Annotated in this window: 13 protein-coding genes; 10 read left to right on the plus strand and 3 right to left on the minus strand. The window is 73.6% G+C overall.

From position 1 onward, the window contains the following. Positions 1–73 precede the first annotated feature (73 nt). Positions 74–790, plus strand: a complete 717-nt coding sequence (locus tag ACFWNV_RS21045) for a class I SAM-dependent methyltransferase (protein ID WP_383949069.1) — start codon at positions 74–76, stop codon at positions 788–790. Positions 791–853: 63 nt separating this feature from the next. On the opposite strand, the gene ACFWNV_RS21050 is transcribed toward ACFWNV_RS21045, so the two are convergent. Continuing rightward, positions 854–1,765, minus strand: coding sequence for an alpha/beta hydrolase fold domain-containing protein (locus ACFWNV_RS21050; RefSeq protein ID WP_383949072.1), 912 nt, complete (start codon positions 1,763–1,765; stop codon positions 854–856). 205 nt (positions 1,766–1,970) lie between these two features. Here ACFWNV_RS21050 and tdh point away from each other — a divergent pair, with 205 nt between their 5' ends. The 3 genes from tdh to ACFWNV_RS21065 all read left to right on the plus strand — a co-directional run bounded on the left by tdh (position 1,971) and on the right by ACFWNV_RS21065 (position 5,478). Beyond that, a complete protein-coding gene (gene tdh / locus ACFWNV_RS21055) occupies positions 1,971–3,005 on the plus strand; it encodes an L-threonine 3-dehydrogenase (RefSeq protein ID WP_383949075.1) in 1,035 nt (344 codons plus the stop codon). A gap of 163 nt (positions 3,006–3,168) precedes the next feature. Further along, positions 3,169–4,377, plus strand: coding sequence for a glycine C-acetyltransferase (locus ACFWNV_RS21060; RefSeq protein WP_383949078.1), 1,209 nt, complete (start codon positions 3,169–3,171; stop codon positions 4,375–4,377). 186 nt (positions 4,378–4,563) lie between these two features. Further along, positions 4,564–5,478, plus strand: coding sequence for a LysR substrate-binding domain-containing protein (locus ACFWNV_RS21065; protein ID WP_383949081.1), 915 nt, complete (start codon positions 4,564–4,566; stop codon positions 5,476–5,478). A 4-nt stretch (positions 5,479–5,482) separates the two neighbouring features. Here the strand turns inward: ACFWNV_RS21065 and ACFWNV_RS21070 are convergent, their stop codons facing one another. Together ACFWNV_RS21070 and ACFWNV_RS21075 are read right to left on the minus strand one after the other, a co-directional pair. After that, entirely contained in the window at positions 5,483–6,253 is a 771-nt protein-coding gene (locus ACFWNV_RS21070; protein WP_383949083.1) for an MBL fold metallo-hydrolase, read from the minus strand. 68 nt (positions 6,254–6,321) lie between these two features. Beyond that, complete coding sequence (locus tag ACFWNV_RS21075; RefSeq protein ID WP_383949085.1) at positions 6,322–7,101, minus strand: DeoR/GlpR family DNA-binding transcription regulator; 780 nt, start codon at positions 7,099–7,101, stop codon at positions 6,322–6,324. A gap of 182 nt (positions 7,102–7,283) precedes the next feature. Between ACFWNV_RS21075 and ACFWNV_RS21080 the strand changes: the two genes are divergently transcribed. The 6 genes from ACFWNV_RS21080 to ACFWNV_RS21105 all read left to right on the plus strand — a co-directional run bounded on the left by ACFWNV_RS21080 (position 7,284) and on the right by ACFWNV_RS21105 (position 13,274). After that, a complete protein-coding gene (locus ACFWNV_RS21080) occupies positions 7,284–8,186 on the plus strand; it encodes an SIS domain-containing protein (RefSeq protein WP_383949088.1) in 903 nt (300 codons plus the stop codon). Then, a complete protein-coding gene (locus tag ACFWNV_RS21085; protein ID WP_383949091.1) occupies positions 8,183–9,019 on the plus strand; it encodes a ketose-bisphosphate aldolase in 837 nt (278 codons plus the stop codon). Before ACFWNV_RS21080 ends, ACFWNV_RS21085 begins: the two co-directional genes overlap by 4 nt. 25 nt (positions 9,020–9,044) lie before the next feature. Further along, complete coding sequence (locus tag ACFWNV_RS21090) at positions 9,045–9,578, plus strand: hypothetical protein (protein WP_383949094.1); 534 nt, start codon at positions 9,045–9,047, stop codon at positions 9,576–9,578. A 168-nt stretch (positions 9,579–9,746) separates the two neighbouring features. Beyond that, complete coding sequence (locus ACFWNV_RS21095) at positions 9,747–10,931, plus strand: LLM class flavin-dependent oxidoreductase (protein ID WP_383949097.1); 1,185 nt, start codon at positions 9,747–9,749, stop codon at positions 10,929–10,931. Beyond that, on the plus strand, positions 10,928–11,989 hold the full coding sequence (locus ACFWNV_RS21100) for a zinc-binding dehydrogenase (RefSeq protein ID WP_383949100.1): 1,062 nt from the start codon (positions 10,928–10,930) through the stop codon (positions 11,987–11,989). The genes ACFWNV_RS21095 and ACFWNV_RS21100 overlap by 4 nt, the downstream gene beginning before the upstream one ends. A 94-nt stretch (positions 11,990–12,083) precedes the next feature. Continuing rightward, the gene (locus ACFWNV_RS21105) at positions 12,084–13,274 is read left to right on the plus strand and encodes an acyl-CoA dehydrogenase family protein (protein WP_383949103.1); all 1,191 of its coding nucleotides are present in this window, start codon (positions 12,084–12,086) and stop codon (positions 13,272–13,274) included. The last annotated feature ends 49 nt before the right edge of the window (positions 13,275–13,323 follow it).

Below are 13,323 nucleotides of genomic sequence, written 5' to 3' on the forward strand. Positions count from 1 at the left end.
GCCTCCCCCGTCCGGGGGAGAGGTCCGGGGTGGGGGCCGCCGGGCGGGGCCGCGGACGGGCAGGCTTGCGGGCATGCGACAGCAGTACGACACGTCAACGCCCCCGCCGGCCTTCTCGGTCGCCGATGCCTTCACCCTGAGCACGGCCCTGGACGCCCTCGGCGGCGTCCGCGGCCTGGACACCCTCGACATGGCCTGCGGACACGGCAGCACCACCCGGCTGCTGGCCGGCGGCGGGGCCCGCCGGACGGTGGGCGTCGACAGCTGCCCCGAGCGCATCCGCCGGGCCCGGGAGACGGGCGCACATCTCGCGCACGCAGTCGAGTACGTCGTCGCGGACGCGGTGGCCGGCCTGCCGGCCCTCGGGCCCTTCGACCTGGCCACCGCCGTGTACCTGTTCAACCAGGCCCACGACCGCACCGCCCTGCACACCATGTTCCGCGCCGTGCGCGCCAACCTGCGCCCCGGCGGGCGGCTCCTGGCCATCGTGCCGAACCCGGGGGCCTTCCCCTACGCGGACTGGGAGCCGTACGGGATCAGCGTCGTCGAGCGCTCGCCCGGCGGGGACGCCCCCCTCCTGCGGGCCCGGCTGGAGACCGACCCGCCGGTGCCGTTCGAATGCCGGGAGTGGGCCCACGCCGACTTCGCCGAGGCCGCCGCGGACGCCGGCTTCGCCACCGTCACCTGGCAGCCGACCCGGACCCCGCCCGCGTGCGCGACCCGGGACGAGACCTACTGGGCCCGCTACCGGACGGCCCCCGTCGGCTCCCTGATGAACTGCGTGGCCTGAGGGGCATACGTGGCATGCGTGGCTGAGCGGCCTGCGCGCCCGCGACCGGCCCGCGGCGGAGGCTCAGGACTCCGCCGCCGCCGCGCGGACCAGCTCCACGATCCGGTCGCGGGCCGCCCTGCCCTCCGGGAGCGGCAGCAGCGGGTAGACGTGCGGCAGCCCCGGCTCCTCGATGAACTCCACCTCGGCGCCGGCCGCCCGCGCCCGGTTCAGCAGCTCGCGGCTGTCGGTCGACAGGACGTCCCGGGTGCCCGTGAACACCGTCAGCGGGGCCAGCCCCTCGAACGAGCCGTGCAGCGGGCTCACCCGGGGATCGTCGGCCGCCAGATTGCCCGCGTACAGCCGGCCGGCCTCGCGCAGGCCGGGCCGGGCCAGCATCGGGTCGCCCGCCTCGATGGCCGCCTGGCCGGGATGGCTCATGGACACGTCGAGCCAGGGCGAGATCAGCACGATCCGGGACGGCTGCGCCCCGTTGCGGTCGCGCAGCCGCTGGGCCGCGGCCAGCGCCAGCCCGGCGCCGGCCGAATCCCCGAGGAGCACCGTGCCGCCCGCGCCCCCGCTCGCGATCAGGCCGCTGAGCAGGTCGGCGGCGACCGGGACGGTCCGGTCGGCGGTTCCGCGCGGGGCCAGGATGTACGCCGGCACGACCACCCGGGCCTGCGCCTGCGTGACCAGGGTCCGGATCAGCGACCAGTGCGCCCGGACCAGTTCGTTGATGTACCCGCCGCCGTGCACGTACAGCACCCGGGCGGCCGGTTCCACGCCGAGCGGCGAGACCTCGTACACCGGCCAGGCCCCGACGAAGGTCCGCGAGACCTCCGCCACCCGCCCCAGCGAACGCGGCGGAAGGTGCGACGCCGGGCGCCGCATCGATTCCGCCACCCGGGTACGGACCGCCTCGGCGCTCCCGAACCGTCTTCGCCGACCCGCCGCGATCAGCGCGACCGAAAGCGCCCTGCTGCGCAGACTCGGCACGCCCCTCACCTCCCCAAACCCGGCCCGGACCACTCCCCGGACCCTGCCCGTCACCTGAGGAGCATAGGCGTGAAGCTGGGCTGTGGACCCGCTTAAGAAATCCTCGATGGACTGATCACCCGCAGGTCGGCAGATTGGTGCCGTCCGAACGCTGCCCGGCCCGCACGCCCCGTAGCGCTTCCTTCCGCATGCCTGGAGCCACCCCATGAAGGCACTCGTCAAGCACAAGGCCGAGCCCGGGCTGTGGCTGATGGACGTTCCCGAGCCCGAATACGGCCCCGGCGACGTGCTGATCAAGGTGCTGCGGACCGGTATCTGCGGGACCGACCTGCACATCCGTTCCTGGGACGGCTGGGCGCAGGGCGCCGTCAAGACCCCCCTCGTGCTCGGCCACGAGTTCGTCGGTGAGGTGGCCGCGCTCGGCGCGGACGTCCACGAGGACATCGAGGTCGGCGCGCTGGTCAGCGGCGAGGGCCACCTGGTCTGCGGGAAGTGCCGCAACTGCCTGGCCGGCCGCCGCCACCTGTGCCGCAGCACGATCGGGCTCGGGGTCGGCCGCGACGGCGCCTTCGCCGAGTACGTGGTGCTGCCCGCGCAGAACGTGTGGGTGCACCGGGCCAAGGTCGACCTCGACGTCGCGGCGATCTTCGACCCGTTCGGCAACGCCGTGCACACCGCGCTCTCCTTCCCGCTGGTCGGCGAGGACGTGCTGATCACCGGCGCGGGCCCGATCGGCATCATGGCGGCGGCCGTGGCCCGGCACGCGGGTGCCCGCAACGTCGTGATCACCGACGTCAGCCCGGAGCGCCTGGAGATCGCCCGCAAGGCGGGCGCCACGCTCGCGCTCGACGTCTCGAAGGCGACGATCGCCGACGCGCAGGCCCAGCTCGGGCTGCGCGAGGGCTTCGACATCGGCCTGGAGATGTCCGGCCGCGGCGAGGCCATGCGCGACATGATCGACAACATGACGCACGGCGGCCGGATCGCCATGCTGGGCCTGCCGGCGCAGGAGTTCGCCGTCGACTGGTCCAAGGTCGTCACCTCGATGATCACGATCAAGGGCATCTACGGCCGCGAGATGTTCGAGACCTGGTACGCGATGACCGTGCTGCTGGAGGGCGGGCTCGACCTCAGCCCCGTCATCACCGGCCGGTACGCGTACGGGGACTTCGAGGCCGCGTTCGACGAGGCCGCGACCGCCCGCAGCGGCAAGATCATCCTGGACTGGACCCAGGCGTAGCGCTCCGGACGCAGCCGCCCCGGCGCACCGGCCCGGGCGCAGCCGCCCGGGCGTCCAGCCCCACAGACCATTTCCCTCCGGCCGGGCCCCGCACCACCCTCCCCCCTCCGCGGGGCCCGGCCCCCCCTCCCTCCGCCGCACCAGGAGAAAGAGAGCACCGCACATGTTCGAGACCGTCCGCGCGGACCTCCGTACGACCCTCGACGAGATCCGCGCCGCGGGTCTCCACAAGCCCGAGCGCGTCATCGGCACCCCGCAGAACGCCGCCGTCGCCGTGACCTCGGGCGGCGCCGCGGGTGAGGTCCTCAACTTCTGCGCCAACAACTACCTCGGTCTCGCGGACCACCCCGAGGTGGTCACCGCGGCGAAGGAGGCCCTGGACCGCTGGGGCTACGGCATGGCCTCCGTGCGCTTCATCTGCGGTACGCAGGAGGTGCACAAGGAGCTGGAGGCGCGGCTCTCCGCCTTCCTCGGCCAGGAGGACACGATCCTCTACTCCTCCTGCTTCGACGCCAACGGCGGAGTCTTCGAGACCATCCTCGGCGCCGAGGACGCGGTGATCTCCGACGCCCTCAACCACGCCTCGATCATCGACGGCATCCGCCTCTCCAAGGCCCGCCGCTTCCGCTACGCCAACCGCGACATGGCGGAGCTGGAGACCCGGCTCAAGGAGGCCACCGAGGGCGGCGCCCGCCGCAAGCTGATCGTCACCGACGGCGTGTTCTCGATGGACGGCTACGTCGCCCCGCTCGCCGAGATCTGCGACCTCGCGGAGCGCTACGACGCCATGGTCATGGTCGACGACTCGCACGCGGTCGGCTTCGTCGGCCCCGGCGGCCGCGGCACCCCGGAACTGCACGGGGTCATGGACCGCGTGGACATCATCACCGGCACCCTCGGCAAGGCCCTGGGCGGAGCATCCGGCGGCTACGTCGCGGCGCGCACCGAGATCGTCGAGCTGCTGCGCCAGCGCTCGCGCCCGTACCTCTTCTCCAACTCCCTCGCCCCGGTCATCGCGGCGGCCTCCCTCAAGGTCCTCGACCTGCTGGAGTCGGCCGACGACCTGCGCGAGCGGCTCGCCGCCAACACCGCGCTGTTCCGCACGAAGATGACCGAGGCCGGCTTCGAGATCCTGCCCGGCGACCACGCCATCGCCCCGGTGATGATCGGCGACGCGGCGGAGGCGGCCCGGATGGCGGAACTCCTGCTGGAGCGCGGGGTCTACGTGATCGGCTTCTCCTACCCGGTCGTCCCGATGGGGGCGGCCCGCATCCGCGTCCAGCTCTCGGCCGCGCACTCGACGGCCGACGTGGAACGCGCGATCGCGGCCTTCATCGACGCGCGGGGGGCCCTGTCGGGCGCCGAGAACTGAGCTAGGGCCCCGCTCACAGGGCGCGGCGCCGCTGCCGGGGGCTGAGCCCCAGGGGGGTCCGGGGCGCAGCCCCGGGGAACGGGCGAAGGGCGGGTAGGGGACAGCACCCCCGCCCGGAGGGCGTGACCCCCGACCCGGTTCACGCCGGCGCCCGGCACCGGCCCCGCGGGCTGCGAGAATGGCACCGTGATCGACCCCCGGAGGCTGCGCATCCTGCGGGCCGTCGCGGACCACCGTACGGTGACCGCCGCGGCCGCAGCCCTGTACCTCACGCCCTCCGCCGTGTCCCAGCAGCTCGCGGCGCTGGAGCAGGAGACCGGGCACGCCCTGCTGACCCGCAGCGGCCGGGGCGTGCGCCTCACCGCGGCCGGCGAGATCCTGCTCGGGCACGCCCACGAGGTCCTGGCGCAGCTGGAGCGGGCCGAGGCCGAACTCGCCGCCTACGCGGGCGGTTCGGCGGGCGCCGTCACCGTGGCGGCCTTCGCCACCGGCATCGCGGAGGTGCTGGCCCCGGCCATCGCCCGGCTGGCCGTCGACCACCCCGGGATCCGGCTGCGCGTACGCGACGCGGAGGGTGACCAGAGCCTGCTGCTGCTGCTCGACGGCGAGGCGGACGTGGCCCTGGCCGTCGAGTACCGGGGCGCCCCCGGCGCCGGCGACGGGCGGCTGTCCGTGCTCCCGCTGTACGCGGAACCCTTCGACGCGGTCCTGCCCGCCGGGCACCCCCTCGGCGATCTGCCCGAGGTGCCGCTGGACGGCCTCTCGGACGCGGACTGGGTGGGCCAGTACCCCGGCAACCCCTGCCACGACGTGATGCAGCTCGCCTGCGAACTCGCCGGTTTCCAGCCCCGGCTGGTGCACTCCTCCGACGACTTCCGGGCCGTGGTCGCCCTGGTCGGCGCGGGCGCCGGGGTGGCCCTGGTGCCTCGTTCGGCGCTGCGCGGCATGGAGCTCAAGGAGGTCCAGGTCCGCCCGGTGACCGGCCCGGCGGCGACCCGGCGGGTCTTCGCCGCCACCCGGCGCGGCGCCGAGACGCATCCGCTGATCGCCCCGGTCCTGGCGGCCCTGGCCCGCGAGGCGGGCCGGCTCCCGGCGCACTGACGGCCTACCCGGCCAGGAACACCGTGCCCGGTGCGGCGTGGTCGACCGGTCCGGGGTAGCGGGCGGCGGCGCGGGCCACTGCCTCGGCCGGGTCCATGCCGCGGCCGACGTGCGTGACGACCAGCCGCCGGGCGCGGGCCGCGCGGGCGGTGTCGCCGGCCTCCTCGGGGGTGTGGTGGACGGGTTCGGTGCCGGCCGGGTGCGCGGAGCTGTCGGCCTCGCAGAGCAGGAGCGTGCAGTCTTTGGCGAACCGGGTCAGGGCCGGGCAGGGCGCGGTGTCCCCGGAGTACACGAGGGAGCGGCCGCCCCACTCGGCGCGCAGCGCGAAGGCGGGCATGCCGTGGGGCACCGCCCGGCTGGTGAGGGCGAGCGCTCCGGCCCGGGCGTGGTGGCCGTCGTACAGCTCGTGGATCTCGAAGGCGGCCTCGACCGGGCTGCGGTCCGGGCCGTTGGTGAGGAACCCCGCCAGCCGGTCGGCGATGCCGGGCGGCCCGTAGAGGGGGAGCGGGGCGGGCCTTCGTACGTCGGCGTACAGCAGGCCGTAGTACGCGGTCAGCAGGTCGGCGGTGTGGTCGGCGTGCAGGTGCGAGATCCATATCGCATCCAACTCGCCCAGGCCGACGTGCCGTTGCAGCGGCCCGAGGGTTCCGCTGCCCGCGTCGACCCAGACCCGGGCGCCGCCGCCTTCGAGCAGGTAGCCGGAGCAGGGATTGTCGGCGGACGGGTAGGGCGTGGCGCTGCCCAGGACGGTGAGCCGGAGGAGATCGTCTGCCATCCGGGGAGTCTAGGACGCCGCGCCGGGGCGGCTGCCCCTCGGCCCCCGGCCCCGCCCCCGCCGTGCGCTCAGGCGCGGATGATCTCCACGCCCGCCGCCTCGAAGGCCTCGGCCACCGACGGGGACAGGCCGGTGTCCGTCACCAGGACGTCCACGGCGTCGGTGGCGACGATGCGGGCGAAGGCGCGCACGCCCAGCTTGCTGGAGTCGGCGGCGATCACCACGCGGCGGGCGCGTTCGCAGAGCAGCCGGTTCATGGCAGCCTCGTCCTCGTGCCGGGTGGCGGCCCCGTCGGCCGGGTCGAAGGCGTCCACGCCGACGACGGCGGTGTCCACGGAGAGCTGCCCGAGCACCTCCATGGCGAGCGGGCCGGTGAGCTCGTAGGACTGGGGCCGGGCCACGCCGCCGGTGAGTACGATCTTGAACTGCGGTCTGATGACCAGCTCTCCCGCGATGTTCAGTGCGTTGGTGACCACGGTGAGGGCGGGGGAGCCGGTGGCGAGGTCGGGGCGGGCGGCCAGTGCGCGCGCCACCTCGGTGGTCGTGGTGCCGCCGGTCAGGCCGATCACCTCGCCCGGGACGATCAGGGCCGCGACGGTCTCGCTGATGCGGCTCTTCTCGGCGGCCCGGCGCGAGGTGCGGTAGCGCAGCGGGAGTTCGTACGAGACCCCGTGCAGGACCGCTCCGCCGCGCGTGCGGACCAGCAGCTGCTGCTCGGCGAGCTGGTCGAGGTCGCGCCGGATGGTGGCGGCGGACACGCCGAGGGCCTCTGCGGCGGGTTCCACTTCCAGCTCGCCCCGCTCCACCAGCAGGTCCAGCAGTGTCTGCCAGCGTTCCTTGCGGGTCATCGGCCAGCCTTCCGGTCGTGTCTTCGATCCTCGCGTCGCCGTTCGCTTCGGCGCTCCCTGTTGGCCTACACGTCGAGATTAACGCAGGGGATCATCCCTGAGATGCTTGAAGTTGCGTGAAACTCCGCAGTATCTTGCAGGAACACGCATTCAGGGAGCACGCACCGCGCTAGGGAGCCGTCATGAGCCATGTCGCGTACGAGTTGGGCACACAGCCCGCATGCTGGGAGCGGGCCGCCGAACTGGCCCCGGAACACCGGGCGGTACTGCCGCGGCCGGGGGAGCGTACCGCGATCGTCGGCTGCGGGACCTCGTACTACATGGCCCAGGCCGCCGCCGTGTTGCGCGAGGAAGCGGGGCAGGGCGAGACCGACGCCTTCCCCGCCTCGGAGTTCCCCCGCCACCGGCGCTACGACCGGGTCGTCGCGCTGACCCGCTCCGGGACCACCACCGAGGTCCTCGACCTGCTCGCCGGGCTGCGGGACGCCAATGTGCCCACCACCGCCGTCATCGGCGACCCCGCCACCCCGGTCATCACCCTCGCCGACGCGCTCGTCGTCCTCGACTTCGCCGACGAGCAGTCCGTCGTGCAGACCCGCTTCGCCACCACCGCCCTCACCCTGCTGCGCGCCCACGTGGGCCTGCACAGCCCGTCCGTCGTCGCCGACGCGCGCGCCGCGCTCGCCGAACCGCTCCCCGCGGAGCTGGAGACCCGGGGGCAGTTCACCTTCCTCGGGCGGGGCTGGAGCGTGGGGCTGGCCAACGAGGCCGCCCTGAAGATGCGCGAAGCCGCCCTGGCCTGGGCCGAGTCCTACCCGGCCATGGAGTACCGGCACGGCCCCATCAGCGTCTCGGCGCCCGGCACCGCCACCTGGTCGCTCGGCGACGCCCCCGAGGGGCTCGCCGAACAGGTCCGGGGGACCGGAGCCCAGTGGGTGGCCGGGCACCTCGACCCGCTCGCCGAGCTGGTCCGGGTGCACCGGCTGGCCATCGCGGTCGCCGCCCACCAGGGGCTGGACCCGGACGCGCCGCGCAACCTGACCCGGTCCGTCATCCTCACCACGGGCGAAGAGGCGGTCCGATGACCCTCGTCCCCGCCGGCCGGCTCGTCCTGGAGGCCGCCGCCCAGGGCCGCGCCGTCGCCGCCTTCAACATCATCACGCTGGAGCACGCCGAAGCGGTCGTCGCGGGCGCCGAGGCGGCCGGACTGCCCGTGATGCTCCAGCTCAGCGAGAACGCCGTCAAGTTCCGCGGCGGGGCGCTGCTGCCGATCAGCCGCGCGGCCGTGGCCGTCGCCGAGGCCGCCGGGGTCCCGGTCGGGCTGCACCTGGACCACGTCAAGAGTTCCGAACTGCTGCGGCAGGCCGTGGACGCCGGATTCAGCTCGGTCATGTACGACGCCGCGCACCTCTCCTACGCCGAGAACCTGGAGGCCACCCGCTCCGCCGCCGACTGGGCGCACGTCAACGGCCTCTGGATCGAAGCCGAACTGGGCGAGGTCGGCGGGAAGAACGGGGCCGCGCCGCTGGACCCGCACGCACCCGGCGCCCGTACCGATCCCGACGAGGCGCGGCGGTTCGTCGCCGACTCCGGAGTGGACGCGCTGGCCGTCGCCATCGGCAGCAGCCACGCCATGACCAGCCGGACCGCGGCCCTGGACCACGTGCTGCTCGGCCGCCTCGCCAAGACGGTCGACGTGCCCCTGGTGCTCCACGGATCCTCCGGTCTGCCGGACGCGGAACTCGCCGCGGCCGTCGCCGGCGGCATCCGCAAGGTCAACATCGGAACGGCGCTGAACGTGGCGATGACCGAGGCCATCCGCACCCATCTGACCCCCGCGGATCCCCGCCCGTATTTGACCGCTGCAAGGGAGGCGATGACGGCGACGGCCGCCGCTATGATCAGCGCCCTGAACTGACCGGAACGGGTATCGGGGGGACTGAGTGGACGCACAGCGGGGCCTCAGCAGCAGACGGCGGCTTCTTCTGGGACTGGGGGCCCCGCTGCTGCTCGGCGCGGCGGGCCTCGGCTACTCGATGTGGCCCGAGGGAGAAGAGGCGGAGAAGGTCCGCACCGATGTGGCGCCGCTCAACCGGCGTTTCTGGACCGCGCTGGGCGACGTGTCCGACGCGCACTGGCTGGGCTACTCCAACGGCACGCCCTTGTCCGAGACCGGCAACGACCGGTCGGTTCCGAGCCCGGATTCCCGGATGCGCCTCGTCGGGGTCGCCCACCTCAAGCAGGGCACGGCGAACCGCATCATGCGCGATCCCGCCCACCACTTCGAGGTCGGGTCCCTGGCCGGGCTGCCCGCCCCGCTGAAGCCGTACGTTCCCTCCAGCGCGGCCTGGAAGCAGAGCCAGACCTACGACAAGGTCGCCCTGGAGGAGGGTCTGAACGTGATCCCGTCGGGCACCTTCCGCTTCGACGGCATCCGCGACCTCGTCTACTTCGACTACGTGTTCCTCTACAGCTGAGCGGTTGCAGGTGGGCGACTACGGCTGAGCTGTTACGGCTGGGCGGCGGCCCGCGGGAATCCTCCCGCTCAGTGGGAGGACGGCCGCGGCGGCATTGAAGCTGCGGCCCGGGCGGTGTTTCGTCGGATGCCGAGCAGAGCAGGCGCCGCCGAGGGAAGGCCACCGCACATGCCGCAGCAGCATTCGCAGCCGTATCTCCCGCACCGCTTCGGGGTGTTCCTCGCCCCCTACCACCGGCCCGACGGGGACCCTGCGCTCCAGCTGCGCCGGGACCTCGACCTCGCCGCCGACCTGGACCGGCTCGGCTACGAGGAGCTGTGGGCCGGTGAACACCACTCCGCCGGGTACGAGATCATCGCCTCGCCCGAGGTGTTCCTCGCCGCGGCGGCCGAACGCACCGGCCGGATCATGCTCGGAACCGGGGTCAACTCCCTCCCCTACCACCAGCCGCTGATCCTCGCCGACCGGATCTGCCAGCTCGACCAGCAGTCCCGGGGGCGCGCCATGCTCGGCGTCGGACCGGGCCAATTGCCCTCCGACGCCTTCATGATGGGCATCGACCCGCTCGACTCCCGCGCCATGACGGCCGACTCGCTCGACGCGATCGTGCGGCTGCTGCGCGGGGAGACCGTCACGGCCGCCACCGACTGGTTCGCCCTGGAGGAGGCGCGGCTCCAGCTCGGGCCCTACCGGGGCCGGGAACTGGAGGTCGCCGTCGCCTCCGCCGTATCGCCGACCGGGGCGGTGCTCGCGGGACGCCACGGAGTCGGGATGCTCTCGCTCGCCGCGGCCGACCCCGCCGGGTACGCGGTGCTCGACGCCAACTGGGCCGCCCACGAGCGGGCCTGCGGCGAAGCCGGCCGCACTGCCGACCGCTCGACCTGGCGGCTGGTCACCCCGGTGCACCTCGCCGAGACCCGCGAACAGGCCCTGCGCGAAGCCGAGTACGGCACCCCGGACATCGTGGACTACATCGAGAAGCTGAGCGGCAGCCGCCTGGACGGCTGCGCCACTGCGGCCGGGGCCGTCGAGCGGTGGACCACCGAAGGTCTGCCCACTTTCGGCCGGGCCGTCATCGGGACCTCCGAGGACGCCGTACAGCGGATCGGGGAACTCGCCGAGAAAACGGGCGGGTTCGGGACCTTCCTCATCCTCCGGCTGGACCTCGCCGAGCCCGCGGCCGCCCTGCGCAGCCTGGAGCTCTTCGCCGAGCGGGTCGTCCCCCGGCTCACCGGCCACACCGAAGCGCGCCGCGCCAGCCTGGAGTGGGCCGGGCGCAACAGCGAACGGTTCATCGGGGCCATGCGCCGGTCCACCGCGGAGGCCATCGCCCGCAAGGGGGAGGTCCGTTGAGGGCCGCGGTGCTCGAAGACGGCCGGTTCCGCGTACGGGAGCACCCGGATCCGGTGCCCGGCCCCGGGCAGGCGCTCGTGGAGACCGCCGCCTGCGGGATCTGCGGCTCCGACCTGAGCGCGGTCGCGCACACCGCGGAGTTCCTCCGGGCCTCCCGGGACAGCGGCACCACCAGCTTCCTCTTCGACCCGGACCGGCCGCTGGTGATGGGCCACGAGTTCTCCGGCCGGGTCCTCTCCTACGGGCCCGGCGCGACCGGTCCCGAACCGGGCACCGGGGTCGTCGGCCTGCCCTGGGCGGTCGACCCGGGCGGGGTCGTGCGCACCGTGGGCTACAGCAATGCCTTCCCCGGCGGATTCGGCGAACGGATCGTCGTACAGGCGCAGGCACTGCTGCCCGTCCCGCCGTCCCTGGACCTGGCTCTCGCCGCCCTCACCGAGCCGCTGGCCGTGGGTTTCGGCAACATCGCCCGGAGCGCGGCCGGGAAGGACACCCCGGCCGTGGTCATCGGCTGCGGCCCGGTCGGCCTCGGGGCCGTCGCCGCACTGGTCGAGCGCGGCGCCGGACCGGTGGTGGCCTCCGACCCGTCGCCGCTGCGGCGGGCCGCCGCAGCCCGGCTCGGCGCGCACGCGGTGGTGGACCCGGCCGGGCAGGACCCCGTACGCCTCTGCGCGGAACTGGCCGGAGCCCGGCCGCGCCCCACCGTGGTCGTGAACTGCGTGGGCGTACCCGGCATGCTGAACCGGCTCCTGCACACCGTCCCGCGCGGCACCGAGATCCTGCAGATCGGCGGGGTGATGACCGAGGACGTGATCCGGCCGGTGGTCGGCATCTACAAGGACGTCACGATCCGCATGTGCCTGACCTACCCGCCCGAGGAGTTCGGGGCCACCCTCGCCCGCCTCGCCGACGGCCGCATCGACCCCGCGTCCCTGGTCACGGGAGAAGCCGGCTTCGGCGGGCTGGACGAGGCCTTCGCCTCCCTGCGGCGGCCCGAGGAGCACATCAAGGTCCTGATCCGGCCCGGGCAGGACGGAATCGGGGTGATCGCCCGCTGACCCTTCCGGATTGTTGGAACAGGTTCTAGTCTGCCCCCGCAGCGGCGGCGGCGGACGGCCGCGCGACCTGAGCCACGAGAGACCCGGAGGGGCCGTGCACCTCGAATACACGCCTGAGCAGCAGCGGTTGCGCACCGAGCTGCGCGCCTACTTCGCCGAGCTGGTCCCCGCGGACGTCTACGCCCGGTACGAGGACCCGGCCGAGCAGAAGCGCTTCTACCGGGAGACCATCCGCAGGCTCGGGGCCGACGGCTGGCTCGGGGTCGGCTGGCCCAAGGAGTACGGCGGGCGCGGGATGTCGCCCATGGACCAGTTCATCTTCTTCGACGAGGCCGCACAGGCCGTCGTACCGCTGCCGCTGATGGCGCTCAACACCGTCGGGCCGACCATCATGCAGTTCGGCACCGACGAGCAGAAGGCGTACTTCCTGCCCAAGATCCTCGCCGGGGAGATCGACTTCGCCATCGGCTACAGCGAGCCCGACGCCGGCACCGACCTCGCCGCCCTCAAGTGCAAGGCGGTCCGGGAGGGCGACGAGGAGACCGGTACCTACGTGGTGGACGGGCAGAAGATCTGGACCACCAACGGCGACACCGCCGACTGGGTCTGGCTCGCCGTCCGCACCGACCCGGACGCGCCCGCGCACAAGGGCATCACCATGCTCCTCGTGCCGACCTCGGACCCCGGCTACTCCTGCACCCTCATCAACACCCTGGCCTCGCACGACACCACCGCCAGCTACTACGAGAACATCCGCGTGCCGGCGAACCGCCGCGTGGGCCAGGAGAACAAGGGCTGGCGGCTGATCACCAACCAGCTCAACCACGAGCGCGTCACCCTCGCCGCCCACGGCACCATGGCCATCCGCGCCCTGCACGACGTCCAGCGCTGGGCCGCCGAGACCAAGCTCGCCGACGGCCGCCGGGTCATCGACCTCTCCTGGGTCCGCGGCCGCCTCGCCCGCACCCACGCCCGCCTCGACGCGATGAAGCTGCTGAACTGGCAGATGGTCAACGCCGTCCAGGACGGCAACCTCACCCCGCAGGACGCCTCCGCCGTCAAGGTCTACGGCTCCGAGGCGCGCAGGGACGCGTACGCCTGGCTGATGGAGGTGGTCGGCGCGGCCGGCTCGCTCAAGGACGGTTCCGCGGGCGCGGTCCTGCACGGCGAACTGGAGCGCGGCTACCGCAGCGCGGTCATCTTCACCTTCGGCGGCGGCAACAACGAGATCCAGCGCGAGATCATCTCGTGGATCGGCCTGGGCATGCCGAGGGTCCGCCGCTGAGGCAAGAGCCGCTGAAGCGAGGGCCGTTGAGGCGAGGAGGCGCCGCCGG

This window comes from Streptomyces sp. NPDC058401 (assembly GCF_042722885.1).
In the GTDB taxonomy this organism is placed as follows: domain Bacteria; phylum Actinomycetota; class Actinomycetes; order Streptomycetales; family Streptomycetaceae; genus Streptomyces.

Excerpts from the sequence above, each read along its gene's own strand:
- tdh (WP_383949075.1), top strand. The coding sequence starts at position 1,971 with ATGAAGGCACTCGTCAAGCACAAGGCCGAGCCCGGGCTGTGGCTGATG.
- ACFWNV_RS21045 (WP_383949069.1), top strand. The coding sequence starts at position 74 with ATGCGACAGCAGTACGACACGTCAACGCCCCCGCCGGCCTTCTCGGTC.
- ACFWNV_RS21070 (WP_383949083.1), bottom strand. The coding sequence starts at position 6,253 with ATGGCAGACGATCTCCTCCGGCTCACCGTCCTGGGCAGCGCCACGCCC.
- ACFWNV_RS21060 (WP_383949078.1), top strand. The coding sequence starts at position 3,169 with ATGTTCGAGACCGTCCGCGCGGACCTCCGTACGACCCTCGACGAGATC.
- ACFWNV_RS21085 (WP_383949091.1), top strand. The coding sequence starts at position 8,183 with ATGACCCTCGTCCCCGCCGGCCGGCTCGTCCTGGAGGCCGCCGCCCAG.
- ACFWNV_RS21075 (WP_383949085.1), bottom strand. The coding sequence starts at position 7,101 with ATGACCCGCAAGGAACGCTGGCAGACACTGCTGGACCTGCTGGTGGAG.
- ACFWNV_RS21095 (WP_383949097.1), top strand. The coding sequence starts at position 9,747 with ATGCCGCAGCAGCATTCGCAGCCGTATCTCCCGCACCGCTTCGGGGTG.
- ACFWNV_RS21080 (WP_383949088.1), top strand. The coding sequence starts at position 7,284 with ATGAGCCATGTCGCGTACGAGTTGGGCACACAGCCCGCATGCTGGGAG.